13 protein-coding genes and 1 tRNA gene are annotated in these 18,417 nt (G+C 45.5%); 4 read left to right on the top strand and 10 right to left on the bottom strand.

The genetic code is table 11. From position 1 onward, the window contains the following. Positions 1-43 precede the first annotated feature (43 nt). From BN8899_RS02005 to BN8899_RS02025, 5 genes are all read right to left on the bottom strand, one after another. The gene (locus BN8899_RS02005) at positions 44-1,360 is read right to left on the bottom strand and encodes a peptidase associated/transthyretin-like domain-containing protein (protein WP_169503666.1); all 1,317 of its coding nucleotides are present in this window, start codon (positions 1,358-1,360) and stop codon (positions 44-46) included. Between the two features lie 121 nt (positions 1,361-1,481). After that, complete coding sequence (locus BN8899_RS02010; protein WP_082986868.1) at positions 1,482-2,618, bottom strand: YjbH domain-containing protein; 1,137 nt, start codon at positions 2,616-2,618, stop codon at positions 1,482-1,484. A gap of 340 nt (positions 2,619-2,958) precedes the next feature. Further along, positions 2,959-4,665, bottom strand: a complete 1,707-nt coding sequence (locus BN8899_RS02015; RefSeq protein ID WP_065218113.1) for an acyl-CoA dehydrogenase family protein — start codon at positions 4,663-4,665, stop codon at positions 2,959-2,961. A gap of 100 nt (positions 4,666-4,765) precedes the next feature. Then, a complete protein-coding gene (locus tag BN8899_RS02020) occupies positions 4,766-5,785 on the bottom strand; it encodes an electron transfer flavoprotein subunit alpha/FixB family protein (protein WP_065218114.1) in 1,020 nt (339 codons plus the stop codon). A 96-nt stretch (positions 5,786-5,881) separates the two neighbouring features. Continuing rightward, positions 5,882-6,754 carry an electron transfer flavoprotein subunit beta/FixA family protein gene (locus BN8899_RS02025; RefSeq protein ID WP_065218115.1) on the bottom strand — a complete coding sequence of 291 codons (873 nt, stop codon included), beginning with the start codon at positions 6,752-6,754 and terminating at the stop codon, positions 5,882-5,884. A 480-nt stretch (positions 6,755-7,234) separates the two neighbouring features. On the opposite strand from BN8899_RS02025, the gene lpdA reads away from it, so the two are divergent. After that, positions 7,235-8,626: a dihydrolipoyl dehydrogenase gene (lpdA, locus tag BN8899_RS02030; RefSeq protein ID WP_018338558.1), complete on the top strand. Its 1,392-nt coding sequence runs from the start codon at positions 7,235-7,237 to the stop codon at positions 8,624-8,626. Positions 8,627-8,714: 88 nt separating this feature from the next. After that, a complete protein-coding gene (locus tag BN8899_RS02035; RefSeq protein ID WP_065218116.1) occupies positions 8,715-10,094 on the top strand; it encodes a C1 family peptidase in 1,380 nt (459 codons plus the stop codon). Between the two features lie 36 nt (positions 10,095-10,130). On the opposite strand, the gene ispF is transcribed toward BN8899_RS02035, so the two are convergent. After that, positions 10,131-10,610 (bottom strand): 2-C-methyl-D-erythritol 2,4-cyclodiphosphate synthase, encoded by a 480-nt coding sequence (ispF, locus tag BN8899_RS02040; protein ID WP_065218314.1) that lies wholly within the window; start codon positions 10,608-10,610, stop codon positions 10,131-10,133. 222 nt (positions 10,611-10,832) lie between these two features. After that, positions 10,833-11,858, bottom strand: coding sequence for a helix-turn-helix transcriptional regulator (locus BN8899_RS02045; protein ID WP_065218117.1), 1,026 nt, complete (start codon positions 11,856-11,858; stop codon positions 10,833-10,835). A gap of 110 nt (positions 11,859-11,968) precedes the next feature. Here BN8899_RS02045 and BN8899_RS02050 point away from each other — a divergent pair, with 110 nt between their 5' ends. Continuing rightward, positions 11,969-13,552 (top strand): TROVE domain-containing protein, encoded by a 1,584-nt coding sequence (locus BN8899_RS02050; protein ID WP_222860551.1) that lies wholly within the window; start codon positions 11,969-11,971, stop codon positions 13,550-13,552. 617 nt (positions 13,553-14,169) lie between these two features. After that, positions 14,170-15,483 carry an RtcB family protein gene (locus BN8899_RS02055; RefSeq protein WP_065218118.1) on the top strand — a complete coding sequence of 438 codons (1,314 nt, stop codon included), beginning with the start codon at positions 14,170-14,172 and terminating at the stop codon, positions 15,481-15,483. 184 nt (positions 15,484-15,667) lie between these two features. Here BN8899_RS02055 and BN8899_RS02060 read toward each other — a convergent pair. The 3 genes from BN8899_RS02060 to dnaA all read right to left on the bottom strand — a co-directional run bounded on the left by BN8899_RS02060 (position 15,668) and on the right by dnaA (position 18,125). Further along, positions 15,668-15,740, bottom strand: a tRNA-Lys gene (locus BN8899_RS02060). A 353-nt stretch (positions 15,741-16,093) separates the two neighbouring features. After that, the gene (locus BN8899_RS02065) at positions 16,094-16,693 is read right to left on the bottom strand and encodes an IMPACT family protein (RefSeq protein WP_018338550.1); all 600 of its coding nucleotides are present in this window, start codon (positions 16,691-16,693) and stop codon (positions 16,094-16,096) included. Between the two features lie 4 nt (positions 16,694-16,697). After that, positions 16,698-18,125, bottom strand: a complete 1,428-nt coding sequence (dnaA, locus tag BN8899_RS02070) for a chromosomal replication initiator protein DnaA (RefSeq protein WP_065218119.1) — start codon at positions 18,123-18,125, stop codon at positions 16,698-16,700. Positions 18,126-18,417 lie beyond the last annotated feature (292 nt).

Consider the following 18,417-nt stretch of genomic DNA (forward strand, 5'->3'; position numbering starts at 1 on the left):
TTTTGCTTTCGGCTTCCACTTAACGTTCGATTCATTTTCTAAATTAATCTCCAATAACCATACCACCGCCGGCACCACCGTGATACACGTGACCACAGCTTCCGTGAGAATGATGAGCTCCACAATAGTCGATTTCCACGAATATAGACACCTTACCAGCTACTTTCACGTTAGCTTTCAACTCTACGGCAGCATTACCCGCTTTTTTGTACACTTTGAACGTGAACACGTAGTAATCCATAGATTGCTCGCCCTTAGACAAAAGATGGTAATCATAAGGTAACGTAATAGGATCTCTCAACGTGAACACCGCGTCAACTGCAGCACCGATAGATGATTTGAATTCCGCCACATTTACTTTTGCCATGATTGCACTTTTCACCAAATCCTCGATTTGTTGCTTATCGGAAGCATTCGTGATGCTATTCCATTCGTTGCCAAAAGTCAACTCGGCACCCTCGAATTTCTTGTAAGGAATTTGAGTAATAGAAGCCGGAGAAACATTATTATTCGTGATAGCCGCAATAGCCGGAAGAGTTTCCGTAACAGCATCCAAAGTCATGTCACTTGCCATATATACCATACGGTATTGAGAGAAGTGAGTCAACGACACGTTATATTTATCATTGTCATAAACGATACCATCCGTCAAAACAGTCCAGTCACCCGCGTTGTTGTTCGCACGGTATTGCAATTGAGTATTCGCCAAATAATAATCAGCCAAAGCATCGTATGCCACGCTCCATTGCACGGGATTCAAGAATTTCGTTCCACTAGGACCGAACTCTCCCAACAAGAATTGAGCGGCAGCTTCTTGCGTTCCGTTTACTTCAACAGCTTGTTTTACATCGTCAAGAACGGTCATCGTGATCTGCGTGTTGGCAGTCAAAGCCCCGGCAGGGATAGACAATTCACCACCGCCATTTGCAACAACTCCTCCTTCAACACCTACTTCACCCGTTCCCGGATTCGAGGTATTCTCGCGATACATCGTCAATTGTACGTTCACGGCAATCAATTGTCCCGTGATCTTATCCCCGGCACTGGGTACAACCACTTTGTAAGAAATAGGATCATATCCCGTCTTACTCAACGATAAAGTGTATGTGTCCGGACTAGCCACCGTAACAATAAAGTTTGCGTCACCCGCAGCAACAACACCATTCTTGTCGCTCGTCACGGTAACCCCTTTCAGAGTTTCCAGATTTCCATTATTATTGGCAACAATCGTCCCTTCGATAATGTACTTGTTAGGAACCTCTTCCGGAATCTGAACAACCGGAATATCTTCCTTCGTGTAACAGCTACTGAAAAGCGTACCGAAGACAACCATTACCATTAGTATAGCTTTTGCGCTCATACCAAAATGTTTTACTTCTTTTCTCATCATTCTTTCATTTATAAAGGTTTACACTTGTTTAACTTATTCTTTCCTGCTTTTGTTTACTATTTTCTTTAATGTTCGCTTTTAAATTAAGTTATTAGTTACTTTGTAATTGTGATTTTATGTAATATGGGTTAAAGTTCTCCTCTGCTTTATTCTGCCCGGGTTTCGTTTTATAAGACTTCCCGTTGAAGAATAATCCGGCAGCTTTATATTCAAGATTAAAGTACCTAGCCGGAGTCACTCTCATCCGGTTTCTTTTATATCTCATCGGGGGAATCAATATTGAGAAATGAAACCCTCCGTCCAGGTTATCATAGTCATTTTTCATAACATAAAATCCAATAGAAGCCCGCTTGAAATGACGGGTCATATCAGCCCGAACTCCAATATCCCCGGCAAGAAACTTCTCCACCCTCACCTCACAAAGCACGTTATATTGCGGGTTGTAATAACTCCCGCCGACATTCCAGGTAAACAATTTTGTAGGTCCGTAATGCCAATTCCAATCCACAAAATAAGACGACCCCGTCAACCCGACTCCCCCTTTTACTGCGAAATATTGCAACCAGCCCTTCGTGAAAGGACGGAAAAAACTTAAATCCATACCCCAGCGATTCTGGTTGAAATTCCCCACGGTCGCTTGCAGGAACACGTTTTCAATTCTAAAATCCTGTTGAACGGTAATATAACCGGGACGAACATCATCGTACAATGCCCCGAACTCGTTGAAGACCGGGATAATGACCTGCCCCACGATCTTCATCCCCCGGAACGGCGTGATCTCCAAAGCCGGTGCGATATTAAACAACACGTCGTATATCTTGTGAAATTTCTGGTTCCGCAAAGAGAATTGCGGGTAAAACACCAAATCTGCTTTCCAGCGGGAATTATTAGCGAACTCCCGGTCATGTATCTTTTTCCAAGAATCGCCCAGCTCATAACTAACATTCCACCCCGTACCCGCCGTGCCGCCCGGATGAAGCAATAAAGAAACCTGGGGAATTTTATTCCTCAGGACAACTACCCGCCGTCCCTTGCCCGGGATCAACGGGAATGTTTCTATAATCTTAATGGCTTCACTTATCCCTTCCCCGTTTGCCCGCCACAATGAATTCTCGAACAGGATAACTTCTTCCGTTTCCCCCATCTCCCGGCTGACATTCTCGTATCCTGCGTTAACCAGCGCATCCACCACACCGCCCTTCTCTTGGGCACATAAAAAGTCAATCATACAGAAAAGTATAAAACATACTCCTGACGTTTTATAAAAAACATTATAAATAGACTTTTTTATCCCATTCATATAATTACAAAATTGACGACCCTGCCCTCTCAGAGCCTTTCTTACTGAATCAATATATTATAAATCAACGATTTACAAAAACAAAGATAGTGTTTTAATCATATCACCGTGAAAAAAAAGAGATATTTTTTTTAGAAAAGGAAACAATTGTAAAAACTAATTTTAAAAAATAGCCTCCCGAAGGGCGAAGTGGAAGAATGAGAATAAAAAAAGAGATTGCCCCTGTTGGGACAACCTCTTAGACGTATTTTTACAATTCAGGCTAGTACTATTTCTTGTACATTCCCAAATCTTTCAACTCGAAATCATTGATGAAAGCAGCATACCCGGCAACCTTAGCTTGCCCGTATTTCACGAAAATCTCTGCTGATTTCGCAAAACGATCATCACGTTGAGAGTCAATCAACAACAAATAACCGATGATGATATAACCAGCCATTTCCACCAAGCGGCGTGCATGGAAGTCCACGTATTCCGTTTCCCCGACACTGGTTACCTTGGTCACGGCAGCCTCGTAAGCGGCAGTCATACCTTTCAATATCTCACGCACGAAATCCTGTTCCGGACAAATCGGAATCTTCTCGTACTCCTCACGGATTTGCTTCGCGTATTGCCCCGTGGTCACACCGCGAATGGCAGCCACAACCTGCAACTGAGAAGTTCCCTCATAAATATTCGTGATACGGGCATCACGCACCAGGCGCTCGATAGGGTAGTCTTTCATAAACCCTGAACCGCCGTGGATCTGCAATGCGTCGTAAGCAATCTCGTTAGCGTACTCGCTGGAGAACAATTTCAACAACGGGGTGAACACATCCGCCAACTTTTGATATTTTTTCATCTCCTCGCGTTCCTCTTTATTCAAGGTGCGTTCGTTAGAGATATGCGTGTAAGCCTTGTACATATCCACGAAACGGCTGGTCTCGTACAATATGGAACGAGCACCGTGCAATTTGGCTTCCATGTTAGTCAACATCTCGTACACGGCGGGGAACTCGATAATCGCTTTCCCGAACTGACGTCTTTCGCCCGCGTATTTCAAACCTTCACGATAAGCCGCTTCTGCGATACCTACCGATTGGGCACCGACACCCAAACGGGCACCGTTCATCAACGACATCACGTATTTAATCAACCCGAGTTTACGTTCGCCCACCAATACAGCTGGGGCATCCTTGAATACCAACTCGCAAGTCGGTGACCCCTTGATTCCTAATTTATTTTCAATACGGCGAACGGTCATTCCCCCGTCTGCCTTATCGTAAATAAACATCGACAAACCGCGTCCATCATGCGTACCCTCTTCCGAGCGAGCCAAAACCAAAGAGATTTGGGCATCCCCGTTCGTGATAAAACGCTTTACACCGTTCAGGAACCATTTGCCAGACTTATCACAATAGGTCGCTTTCAACTGCACGGATTGCAAATCCGACCCGGCATCCGGTTCGGTCAAGTCCATGGCGTAAGTGTCACCTTTCGCCGCACGAGGCAGATATTCACGTTTCTGCTCTTCACTGGCAAACTCGTGAATCGTCTCGGCGCAGTCCTGCAATCCCCAAATGTTAGCGAATCCGCCATCACCACGTGATACCAACTCGGCAGCCATCACGTAAGGAACCATCGGGAAGTTCAACCCGTCATACTCACGCGGGAGTGACATCCCGTACAAACCGGCCTGCGTCAGCACGTCGTGGTTCTCTTGTGTCCCGCGGGCGTATTTCACGCGACCGTTTATCACTTCCGGTCCCTCGTGGTCTACCTCCTCGGCATTTTCTGCAATCACGTTACCACAAATATCACCCACGATCTCCAACACTCTATCATAATTATCCATTGCATCCTCGAAATCACGGGGAGCGATATCACATTTCCCGGCATCCTCGAAATTCCGCTCTTTCAATGCAACAATCTTTTTCATCAAAGGATGTCCCAAGTGGAACTTCAAATCCTCGTTATCTGTATAGAAATTTGCCATACCTTTTAAATTTTAGATTTAGTGATTTATGATTTTAGATACTCTTCCCCAATCCTATTTTCTCCTATCGTAAATCTTCAATCATAAATCGTAAATAATTTTACTTGCTGTTCTTTTTGTAATACTGGATCATCTTCGGGATTACCACGTTCAGGTCACCCGTGATCACGTAATCAGCAAACTTATTAATCGGGGCATTCGCGTCCGTGTTGATAGCGATTACCATGGAAGACTCCTCCATACCGGCAGTATGTTGAATTTGCCCGGAGATACCGCAAGCGATATACAACTTGGGACGAACTGTCGTTCCAGTCTGTCCGATCTGACGCTCGTGTTCACAAAAACCGGCATCCACAGCCGCACGAGAAGCACCCACTTCTCCACCCAAAACGGCTGCCAATTCATACAACAAGGCAAAATTCTCTTTGGAACCCACGCCGTATCCACCGGCAACGATGATCGGGGCACCCTTGATGTTCACCTTGGATTTCTCCATGTGGCGTTCGATCACTTTTACCACCATATCCGTGTCGTCCAGGTACTCGTCGACATTCAATTTCTTAATCTCTCCTTTATATTGTGGGTCAACAATCTCTTTTTTCATCACTCCCTCGCGAACGGTAGCCATCTGCGGACGACATTCCGGGTTCACGATAGTTGCCACGATGTTCCCCCCGAAAGCCGGACGAATCTGGTACAACAAATTCTCGTACTTCTTGCCGCTCTTGGCATCCGTGTATTCCCCGATCTCAAGGCTCGTGCAGTCCGCCGTCAAACCGCTATGCAAAGCAGAAGACACGCGAGGCCCCAAATCACGTCCCACGCTGGTAGCACCCATCAAAGCCACCTGAGGCTTCTCGGCTTCAAACAAACGAACCAACATCTTCGTGTGAGGCAAAGTCGTGTAAGGAGCCAGGCGGGCATCATCACCAATCCATACAACATCCGTCCCGTAAGGAAATACTTGTTTCTCTACATCTTTCAAGTTATGTCCGAGTGCAATAGCTTCCAGTTTCACACCCAATTTTGTCGCAAGGGCACGTCCTTTCGTCAGCAGCTCAAGGCTCACATCGGCAACTGCACCTTCCTCTATCTCGCAATATACAAATACACTATTCATATCATTTTAAATTTTAGATTTTAGATTTTAAATCCAATAAATTCAACTCACATGATCAAGAAGATCAATTTAAAATTTACAATTTAAAATCTAAAATTATCCGATTGTATGGTTCGTTATCAACTCTTTCATCATATCATCGATCTCGCAATCCGTGCAAGAAAGCACTTTTGCCTCTTTTGCCTGGAACACCACGCTCTCGATATTTTTCACTTTGGTAGGCGACCCGCTCAAACCAAGGTCTTCCGAGTTACTCTTGATGTCGTTCACGCTCCACTCCGTCAATTTCAAATACGGGCGCTCGTTCACGAGTGCAAAATAATCCTCGTTGGCATCTTGTGCCTCCTGGGTTCCTTTCGCATTCTTGTATTTCATCACGAAACGGGCGTTTCTCGGGCGACAAACTGCAGCCGAACCGTTCACGGTCACCACGCAGGGAAGCGGGCTGGTCACTACCTCGATACCTCTTTCCAAACGACGTTTGATCGTGATCATCTTCCCATCACATTTTTGTATTTCCTCTGCATAAGTTACCTGCGGCAAACCCAATTTCTCTGCCACCTGCGGACCTACCTGTGCGGTATCCCCGTCGATAGCCTGGCGACCGCAAATAATCACGTCATATTCCAAATTGCGCAAAGCACAAGATAAGGCATAAGAAGTCGCTAACGTGTCAGAACCGGCAAAAGCCCGATCCGACAACAAATAACCGCCATCGGCCCCCCTGTACATCGCTTCCCGGATAATCTCGGCGGCACGCCCCGGTCCCATCGTCAACACATGAACAGTAGTTCCTTTGATTGTATCTTTTAATCTTAAAGCTTGCTCTAAAGCATTTAAATCCTCCGGATTGAAGATGGCAGGTAAAGCTGCCCTGTTTACAGTTCCGTCCGCTTTCATCGCATCTTTTCCCACATTTCTCGTATCGGGAACCTGCTTAGCAAGAACAACAATTTTTAGTCCTTTCATATTAATATCCAATTTTATGTTTTAAGCGACATGAAATATTCTTTTGATTTTACAACCGGTAGCGCAAATCACGTGATACGGAATACTTCATATACAAGTTATTTTCAATACCATAAATATTTCAAGCGTGTAAAGATACTATTTCAACTCAGAAATACAAAATTTTAACACTAACTCTTCTTCCTCTACTCTCCGTTCGTTCCGGCAGACAACAATCGGTTACCGATGCCGCAAATACCGATCACCTATCAATCTCGGTAATAAATGATCGATAGATGACGAATAGGTGATCAATAGATGATTGCCGGAACGGACGGAGATATGTACTAGAATTAACGGACAACGGATTTCCCGGGAAAATTTAAAATCTAAAATTTAAAATCTAAAAATCACTTTTAGTTTTCTATTCTAAACAAATACCCTAATTTTGTCTCCCGATGATTCAGCTAATAATTATTCACATTATAAATGACAAATAAAATGAAATACGACTTAATCGTGATAGGTAGTGGCCCCGGGGGATACGTGGCTGCTATTCGTGCTTCACAACTAGGAATGAACGTGGCTGTAGTAGAACGTGCGGAACTCGGGGGTATCTGCCTGAACTGGGGATGTATCCCGACCAAATCTTTGCTTAAATCGGCACAGGTGTTGGAATACGCCAAACACGCCGCTGATTACGGGGTGAAAATCGAGAACGCCGAACCGGATTTCGAGGCAATCATCGCCCGCAGCCGGGGGGTAGCCGACAAGATGAGCAAAGGTATCCAATACCTTTTCAAGAAAAACAACATCGCCGTGATCGAGGGACACGGCAAACTGACCGCAGACAAGAAAGTCGAGGTGACGAATGCGGCAGGCGAGAAAACGGTTTACGAGGCACAACACATCGTGTTGGCAACAGGGGCACGCTCCCGCCAACTTCCGAACATCCCACAGGACGGGAAACGCATCATCGGATACCGCCAAGCCCTGACGCTCGACCACAAACCTGAATCCATGATCGTGGTAGGCTCCGGCGCCATCGGTTCCGAATTGGCATTCTTCTACAACGCCATGGGCACCAAAGTATTGCTGGTTGAATTCATGCCGACCATTCTTCCGGTAGAAGACGAGGAAGTTTCCAAACAAGTGGGACGCTCCTTCAAGAAAGCAGGCATCGATGTGATGGTTAAATCATCCGTGGAAAGCGTGGAAGCCGGGGAGAAACTGTTGAAGGTAAACATCAAAAATAAAAAGGGAGAAATAGAAGTACACGAGGCAGAAATCGTGCTTTCTGCCGTGGGCATCTCCCCGAACGTGGAAAACATCGGGTTGGAAGACCTAAACATCGAGATGGAAAAAGGTCGGGTAAAAGTAGACGATTACTACCGCACGAACGTGGAAGGCGTTTACGCTATCGGCGACATCGTGCACGGTCCGGCTCTGGCTCACGTGGCATCGGCCGAAGCCATCTGCTGCGTGGAACACATCGCAGGCGTCCACACGGAAACGATTGATTACACCAACATCCCGGGCTGCACGTACACCACTCCCGAGGTAGCATCCGTGGGGTTGAACGAGGCAAAAGCACTCGAGGCAGGCTATGAACTCAAGATCGGCAAATTCCCCTTCACGGCATCCGGGAAAGCCAGTGCCGCGGGAGCCAACGACGGTTTTATCAAATTAATCTTCAACGCTGCCGACAACACGCTACTGGGAGCGCATATGGTAGGTATGAACGTGACCGAAATGATCGCCGAGATGGTACTCGCGCGCAAGATGAAAGCTACCGGGCACGACCTCATCAAAACGGTACACCCGCACCCGACCATGAGCGAAGCCATCATGGAAGCCGCTGCAGCCGCTTACGACGAAGTGATACACTTGTAAATAATTGAAAATGGAGAATTGAAAATTGAAAATAAATAATCGATTTTCAATTCTTCAACTTAAAATCCAAAATCTAAAATTTTAAACCATGAAATTTTACTCGACACTCGCTTCTTTACTCCTTGCCGGGGGATCGCTATGCGCCCAGACGATCGGGGAAAAAGAACTGAACGACATCAAGGGGAGCTTCCAAAAAGACGCTGCCACCAAAGCCATTCAGAACGTGCTGACAAACGATAAGGACATTCGCTCGAACGCCCTCAACCGGGAAGTTCAGGGCAAAATAGACCACTATTTCAAATACCGGGTAAACGTGAAAGGCATCACCGACCAGAAAAGTTCCGGTCGGTGCTGGATGTTCACGTCCATGAACGTGCTGCGCCCGAGTATCATGGAGAAATACAACCTCTCGAACTTTGATTTCTCCCACAATTACCTCTACTTCTGGGATATGTTCGAGAAATCCAACTTGTTCCTCGAGAACATGATTACCACGGCTGGCAAACCGATGGACGACCGGGACGTGTACTACATGTTCCAGGCTCCCGTGGGAGATGGCGGCGTGTGGAATCTATACTATAACTTGGGAGAAAAATACGGCGTTGTTCCGAAAGAAGTGATGCCGGAAACCGCCCACTCGAACAACACCGGAGCCATGCTTTCGTTAATCAACGAACGCCTGCGCAAAGGAGGATTTGCCATCCGCGAAATGGCTGCACAAGGCAAAAAAGCCAAAGACCTGCGTGCAGAAAAAGTCACGATATTGAAAGACGTTTACCGCATTCTGGCGCTTTGCCTCGGCGAACCGCCTACCACCTTCACGTGGAGATACAAGGACAAAAACGGCGACATCAAAGAACTGGCGAACTACACCCCGCAACAGTTCTACAAGGAGATCACCCCGGCGGATTACAGCCCGCGGAACTATATCATGATTATGAACGACCCCACCCGGGAATATTACAAAATATACGATATCCAGAATTACCGCAACACGATAGAGGGGATCAACTGGGTGTATCTCAACCTGCCGAACGAGGACATCAAACAAGCCGCCATCGCTTCCATCAAAGGCAACGAGGCAATGTACACCTCCAGCGACGTGGGTAAATATTTCAACCGGGAAACCGGAATCCTAGACCCGGAGATGTATGACTACAACTCGCTCATGGGCGTAGACTTCTCCATGGACAAGAAAACCCGTATCCTCACCCGCCAAAGCGGCTCCGCCCACGCCATGGTATTGATCGCCGTGGACGTCGACGAGAATGGGAATCCCACGAAATGGGAATTCGAGAACAGTTGGGGACCGCAAGCAGGACACAACGGTTACCTCACCTTCACGGACAAATGGTTTGACGAATACATCTTCCGAGTAGTCATTCACAAAAAATACCTGGGAGAAAAAGCCTTGAAGGCATTGAACCAAAAACCGATCTTGTTGCCCATGTGGGATTACATGAACTAAACGATAAAAAAGGAAAGCCTCCCGGCTTTCCTTTTCTTATAACTTAATAATCAACACTGAAGCATAAGCCGAAACGCCTTCTTCCCTCCCCTCGAATCCGAGTTGTTCCGTGGTCGTTGCCTTTATCGTGAGATCGTCGACATCTATCCCGATAATTTCAGCCAGACACTCCCTCATCTCCAGTGTCCGTAGTTTAATTTTCGGGCGTTGGAGACAAATGACACAATCGATATTCCCGACCGAGAACCCTTTCCGCTCCAGCATATCGACCACCTTTTTCAGTAATACCTTGCTATCGATTCCCTTGTAAGCAGGATCGGTATCCGGAAAATACGTCCCGATATCATCCAACCCGGAAGCTCCCAATAAGGCGTCGCATATCGCGTGTATCAACACGTCACCGTCCGAGTGCGCCACGCAACCTTTCTCGTGTTGCAACTTGATTCCTCCGAGCCAAAAGTCCAGCCCCGGAGCCAACCGATGGACATCTATTCCTAATCCTGTTTTAATTTTCATTTTCTCCTGCATTTAATTATTACGCGATATTAACAAAAAACTGGCATTCTCGACCACACCCAAACCCTATTTAACATCCCGAAGAACCATTACTCCACCTATACTGGCGTATTCCCCCAGGGGAAGGTATTGATTGCACGTGAGCACGTGTACAATGACAAGAAACCTCAAGCAAAGGTTATCCACACGATAAGGTCTGTTCAAGCCGAACAAATATTCCTATCACGAGTTCACCCCGTCATACAATTGGTTTGCCCGTCGAAACCGGGAGGCAATCAGGTCGACCAAAGAAGGCGGGGATAAAACCTTTATCCCGTCCGCAAAACCGATGATTTCCCGTTGCAGCTCTTGATTGATTACCACGTCTATTTCAAAGATAACGCTCCCGTCTTCCCGTCTTTCCACGATCTTTTGCGACTTGTGCAGTGGTTTTGTTTCCACGTAGGGAGCGTTTGGAGGGTTTACCCAGAAACGCACGTTCTGAACTTTTGAACCGATATTCTTCGTCACGCCCACCAGATCGTCAAAGAAAGTCGTGGGATCGAATACTGTATTTTCACAGTAAGGTTCCCCCGGGACAATCTCGAGATGATGAACACGGTCGAGCGCCAGATTCACGAGCGGAGAACTCCCCTTGCGTACCCCGAACACGAACCAACGATTCCGGTATTCCTTCAACAAGTAGGGATAGAACAAAAATTCGGAAGCGGAACGGGCTTTAAAGGAACGGTATTTCATCCTCAGCACTTGTTTGTTGACAATGGCATGATAAATCTCGTCCAGATGATCGATACCCTTCAGGCTCTCGTTCTTCTCGAAATCAATGACTGGGGTCGTTTTCAGCCGTGCCGAGGTCACGTGGTCTTCCAGCCGGCTGATAATATCCCCCATGTTCGAGAAATAGGAAAATCCCCGAAACTGCCGCAACACCTCCACCGCCTCGGACATGACCTTCAAATCCTGCTCGGACAAGGGCGTGTTCGTGATGCTGTAATCGGCGTCCTCGTACTTGTAATATTTATTGTCGTAGACCACGATAGGGGCATTGTAGCCCAGCTTCTCGCTGCGCATCACCTGTATATCCATTTGAATCGTGCGGCGGCTAATGCCCTTGTCGATGCCCTCGTACTCGTACAGAGCATCCGAACAAGCGTCTATCAAATCCTCGAGAGTCCATTTCCGGTATGGATTTCGCAGGCAGTTATCTATTGTTTTATAACGAATTAGGGCGTTTCGATTAGCGGGCATAAGAATAGAATAAAAATTATTTTTCCAAAAATATGAAATTTATTTTAGCTACGCAAAAAGTTCGCGCACCAATGTATGCATCTTTGTCGTGTAAAACGAAAAAAGATACAATGATGAAATTCAATTTTACAAACAAAGGAAAAAATACTACCGTGAATTACATGGGGGCAAAAGCCTACAAAATGACCCCGGAAATGGAATTGTATTCCACGGTGGTGACCTGCATGGTCGATGATTCATATTACGAATCAAACGCGGATAGAAAGAGCCGGATCTGCAACCTGATCGCGAAATGCAGTCCCGAGTTTGTGGCTAGACTAGCCGTGTACGCCCGAACCGAGATGAAGCTGCGCTCCGTGCCGGTGATACTAGCCGTGGAATTGGCAAAATTGTATTCCGGCAACGAGATCGTGAAACGAACCGTGGCAGGCATCGTGAACCGTGCCGACGAGATCACCGAGATACTGGCGTATTACCAAACCGCCAACAACCGGGAAGGCGCGAAGAAATTGAACCGTTTGTCCAAACAAGTACAAAAAGGATTGATCGAATCGTTCAACAAATTTGACGAATACCAATTCGCCAAATACAACAGGGGATCGGCTGTCAGCTTGCGGGATGCCTTGTTTCTGGTGCACCCAAAGGCAAAGGACGAGGCGCAACAGGCGATATTCGACAAGATCGTTTCGGACGACCTGACAACACCCTATACCTGGGAAACGGAATTGTCAGAACTCGGCAAAAAGCCATTCGAGAACGAGAACGCCAAGGCGAAAGCCGTGTCCGAAAAGTGGCGGGAATTGCTGGCAAGCGGTAAACTCGGGTATATGGCAATATTGCGGAACTTGCGGAATATCATGACCAAAAGTTCGTCCGAGGCACTGGATATAGCTTTGAACGTGTTGACAGACGAGCAAAGGATAAGGAAATCAAAACAAATGCCTTTCCGCTACCTGTCGGCATTTCTGGAGATCAACAAACTGGCAAAAGAGTCCACAATATTCGAGGAGGGAAAAGCCAAGATCAAGAGGGCTTCGGAAGCTCTAGAAAAAGCACTGGTCACGAGTTGCGACAACATACCGGCGTGCAAAGGCAAGACCGCCATACTGTCCGATAATTCGGGAAGTATGTACGGTGATCGGGGTGGAAAATCGCTGGTATCCGCCATGAGCGAACGAAAATCGGCAGATATAGCCAACTTGTTCGCCGTGTTATACTGGAACAAATGCGAAGACACGTACGTCGGGTTGTTCGGCGACCGCTTGATCGATGCCGGTTTAGACCGCAAGGCGAATGTATTCGAAAACTTCGAAACCATCAACCGTGCCGCCAAGAAATGCGGACCGTCCACGGAAAGCGGGATATTCGAGTACATGGAACACCTGATAAAGTCACGAACGCTGGTGGACAGAATCGTCATATTCTCCGACTGCCAGGTGGGAACAGGTTGCAAGTGGTACGACAGCAAAGGCAACTGCGGGGATAACTTCAACCGTCTTTTCCAAAAGTACCTGAAGATCAACCCTAGCGTGAAAGTCTACACGGTGGATTTGAGGGGATACGGGAACAGCATGACGCAAGACAACGGGAACGTGGTTTTGGTCAGCGGATGGAGCGAGAAAATTTTCGACATGATATACTATATCGAGCAAGGTTCATCCGTCACGGAAGAAATAATGAAAATAAACCTATAAAAATTCTGCCGCGCAGAAACATTGCACACCGGATACATAACTTTGTATCGTCAAAAGGAAAGTTCTTTGAAACAATAGCATAAAGCAAGTGCCGTAGACAAGAGTTACTTCGCATGATTACGCCCAGGTCACGGGTTCGAATCCCGCCACTTCCACGATCGAGAGATGACAAACAGGAAGTGTAGCTCAGTGGGTAGAGCAGGAAAACGTCTCTTGTCGTTTGTCGCCTTGCTTTTTTAAGGTGATAGAACAAGTGCCGTAAAAAAGGGGTACTTCGGTAAAGATTGATTCTGTGTGGGTTCAAATCCCACGACCCCTTTTTGCCCGTTGCCTTGTTCTAAACCGATAAAACAGGATGTCGTAGAAAAAAGATACTTCGGCAGCCATTCAGGGGAGGAATAGTGAGGTCGTGAAATCGGCGAGACTATCCGGTTCGATTCCGGCAATGCCATGCCCCGCTTCTTCTTTTTTCGCTTGTTACTCCTGTTTTTTATTATAAACTAATGCGGATGCCGTGGAACAGAGTTACTTCGTTCAAGTGGTTACCGCAGGTTCAAATCCCGCACGATATTCAAAACCCTGTTCGCTTGTCGCTCCGCATATTATAAACTAAAAATATGATAGAGATAAAAGGAAAATACAACCAAGATTGCAAAATATTCATCAATGACGTCGAGGAAGGGGCTATCGAATTAGTGCAAAACATTTTAAATAATGAAATATCAGCAGGCGTACCCGTGCGAATTATGCCGGATACCCACGCAGGAAAAGGTATTGTCATCGGATTCACGATGCCGATGAGCCGAATGATTAACCCGAACTATATCGGCGTGGACATCGGTTGTTCTGTCACGACTTACAAATTGAACCGACGAATTGAGGAAGAGCGTTTCCCTACCCTCGACCACGCTATCAGGCGTTCTATCCCGACGGGTATGTATATCCGGAAAGAAAAGAACTTCGACGGGTGGTGGATCGAGCCATACTTCGAGGCAGTAAATAACAACATGGCGATCTTTCAACAAGAATGGGAGAAGCATTCCGGGGAAACGAAAACGCCTATACAAGTGGATAAAACATATATCGCCGATTTGTGCCGAAAAATAGGTATCAAGGAGGACACGTTCTATTATTCCGTGGGTACACTGGGAGGAGGAAACCACTTTATCGAGTTGGGAGAATCGCCGAAAGACGGTTCACATTACCTGACGATTCATTCCGGATCCCGAAACTTCGGGTTGAAAGTATGTAATTACCATGCCAAAAAAACGCGTAAGACAAACATTCTCCCGGAAGAGTATCACGAGGAATTCAAACAGATCACGGAGAACACGCAACCGACAAGTGATATTCCGAAAAAACTGGAAGAACTGAACGAGCGATACCATGCGGGTAAGAAGGAATACTTACTGGAAGGCGAGCATATGTATGAATACCTGGTCGATATGGTCATCGCCCAAACCTATGCCCAATTTAACCATCGAGCAATGGCGAAAGCGATATTCAAAGACCTGGGAGAAGATTACCATGCCGTGGATTTTATCCATTCCATGCATAATTTTATAGACACGACCGACTGGATCATCCGAAAAGGTGCCATCCGTGCTTATAAAGGCGAAAGAATGATTATCCCGTTCAATATGCGGGACGGAATACTGATCTGTGAAGGGAGAAGCAATCCAGACTGGAATTACTCCGCCCCTCACGGTGCCGGAAGAGTATTAGCCCGAAATCAAGCTTTCAAAACGCTGGATATAGATGAGTTCAAAAAAGAAATGGAAGGAATCTATTCCACCTCTGTCTGCAAACAAACCCTTGACGAATCGCCCATGGCATACAAGGATAAAGACGTTATAATGAAGGCTATACAAGATACTGCCATAATTATAGACACGATCAAACCGATCATGAATATCAAAGCGCTGGAATAACCGTTCCGACATCTTGTATTAAAAACAACCAGTACCAATTTCATTAGCCATCAACGACCGGAAAGTAAAAAAATACACCAGTGCTCACCAGGCGATCCATTGAAACTTCAAATTATAAACAGAAGAAATCGTGAAAAGCATCTAAATAAAAACTCTCTAAAACAACGTTTTAGAGAGTTTTTCGTGATCCAGCTGGGACTCGAACCCAGGACCCCAACATTAAAAGTGTTGTGCTCTACCGGCTGAGCTACTGAATCCTTCAATTGTGTTTCTCAATTGCGGTTGCAAAGATAGTAATTCTATTTGAAATCCCAAAAAACTCGGGATATTTTTTCAACGCAAATTTCAAAAAAAATTCAGACAGATTATAATCTGCATCCCAATGGGCGTTTAAGTTTTAATACAGAGAACCCACAGTAAACCCAAGGAAGATTAACCCAAAACATTCCCCACTCCCGTTCTCGCTTCGTTTTTGCTATAGACATCCTATAATCTCTAATATAGAAACATTAGAGCAAAAACGACCGCAACACGACAATGAGAGATCATTATCTCGAATTTCCCTCGGTTCCTCTTTGGTTTTTCAGTATGACAAGTATCTTTTTCCGGGTTAGTCCTCAATAGCGAGAGATTCTATTTTCGACAAGCGCTCTTTCAAACGAGGCATATCTTTCTGCCTGATAGAGAGAGTCATTTCACACTCCATCTCAAAATTGCGGGATAGGATTTCCGGGGCTTCTTCTTTCAGAACTTTCATCACGTCGTTCATCACCACATAAGTAAAACGGATATGAATGATTTCATCCACCGTGCGTTCGACAATCTCGGCATGAAGTATGGCATCAGCGGCAGCATCCTTGTACGCTTGAATTAAACCGGATACACCCAATTTTATTCCCCCGAAATATCGAATGACCACGATCAGAACGTTAGAAAGATCATTAGAAACAATTTGTCCCAAGATAGGTTTTCCTGCCGTGGAAGAAGGTTCCCCATCATCATTCGCCCGAAAACGTTCCCGATTTGCCCCCAGGCAATAAGCATAGCAATGATGGCGGGCATCGTAATACTTAGTTTTTATTTCTGCAAGGATCTCCTTGATCTCTTCCTCGGTCTTCACCGGATAAATAAAAGACATAAAGCGACTGCCTTTCTCTTTGTACAAGCCTTCGGCAATCGCATTTACTGTTCTATATTTATCCTCTTCCATGCAATTAATTTGAGCAATAGAGTTTCTTTTGCAATTCTTCCACCTGAGCCCGGAAAGTTCGATCTGTTTCCATCATATCGGCAACAGCCTTGCAAGCGTACAATACCGTCGTGTGGTCTTTACGCCCGATTTGTTTCCCGATATATGCCAACGAAGCGTTCGTGTAATTCTTGCTGAAATACATCGCTAACTGGCGGGCTTGCACCACTTCCCGTTTACGTGTTTTCTCCTGCAACATTTCAGGTGCCATATTAAAGTGTTGGCACACGACTTCTTGGATATATTCAACGGTCATTTCTTTCTTCTGGTTCTTGACCATCTTACCCAAGATATCCCTTACCACGTCTATCGTGAGATCCTTGTGGTTAAAAGTAGCCTGAGCCAACAAAGAAATCATAGCTCCCTCCAATTCCCGCACGTTATTGCATACATATTTACAAATGTATTCCAATATCTCATCAGAGAAATCGATACCATCTTTACGAGCTTTAAAACGGGCAATTGCCATACGGGTCTCGTAATCCGGCGATTTAATTTCAGCAGACAATCCCCAGCGGAAACGGGAAAGCAAACGTTCTTCTAAACCACTCAATTCAGCCGGGGAACGATCAGAAGTCAATATCAATTGCTTACCGGATTGATGCAAATGATTGAAAATATGGAAGAAAGTATTCTGGGTAGCAGTTTTTCCTGCCAACTCGTGAATATCATCCAAAATCAACACGTCTATCAACTGATAAAAGTGCAAGAAATCATTGATCTCGTTCTTACGTACAGCTTCAGTGAACTGCGTCTGGAACACGTTCGTTGTCAAGTACAACACCACTTTATTCGGGTAATTCTGCTTGACTTCCATCCCGATAGCTTGAGCTAAATGTGTTTTACCTAACCCGGAACCACCGTAAATCAACAAGGGATTAAAGGCTGTTCCCCCGGGATTTTGAGCAATAGCCACGGCTGCAGATTTTGCCAAACGATTACAGCTACCTTCTATATAACTGTCTAGAGTATAAGAAGGATTCAATTGCGGGTCTATTTGCAAAAGATTATTATTACGCTCAAAAGGATTCTTCAAAGCAGCATCACCCGATTTACCATTCAAGTAAACCGTACTCGGCTCAGCTTTCTTCACGTTAGAGGAAGACATCGTCACAAAAATCGGATCTCGGGGATGGCTCTCCTCCACGACAACCGAATATTCCAATTTGGCTTTCGGACCAATTACGGTGCGAATTGCCTTCCGCAAAATCTCCACAAAGTGTTCTTCCAGACACTCGTACACGTATTGACTCGGAACTTGAATCGTCAACACGTCCTCCTGAAAGTTCAAAGCACGTATAGGCAAGAACCACGTTTTAAATGTTCTTGGTGCTACTTGTTCTTTAATTAGGTCGAGACATTCAGACCAAACACTTTTACAATCCCTTTTCATGTATATATTATTTTATTCCCTATTCATCCAAATGAAATGGAATGCTAAATTCGAAAAAAAATTTCTGTAAAAAAAATGAGCCTTTTACTTGTTTTTCACCAAGAATCTCTTACCGTTTAGGTATCAATATTTTAGATCCAATACACTGAAATACATATAATTACACCTCAATCCCCTCGTTTCCATTTCTACCAGAACGCTTTTAAAGTCTTAACATAAACGTAACAATTCACGGGGTCGTTTTTCATGATAAACCTTTAAGTCCTAGGTCTAAAAATTGATACAAAACTTC

Origin of the sequence: Butyricimonas sp. Marseille-P2440 (assembly GCF_900091675.1) — a bacterium.
GTDB lineage: Bacteria > Bacteroidota > Bacteroidia > Bacteroidales > Marinifilaceae > Butyricimonas > Butyricimonas synergistica.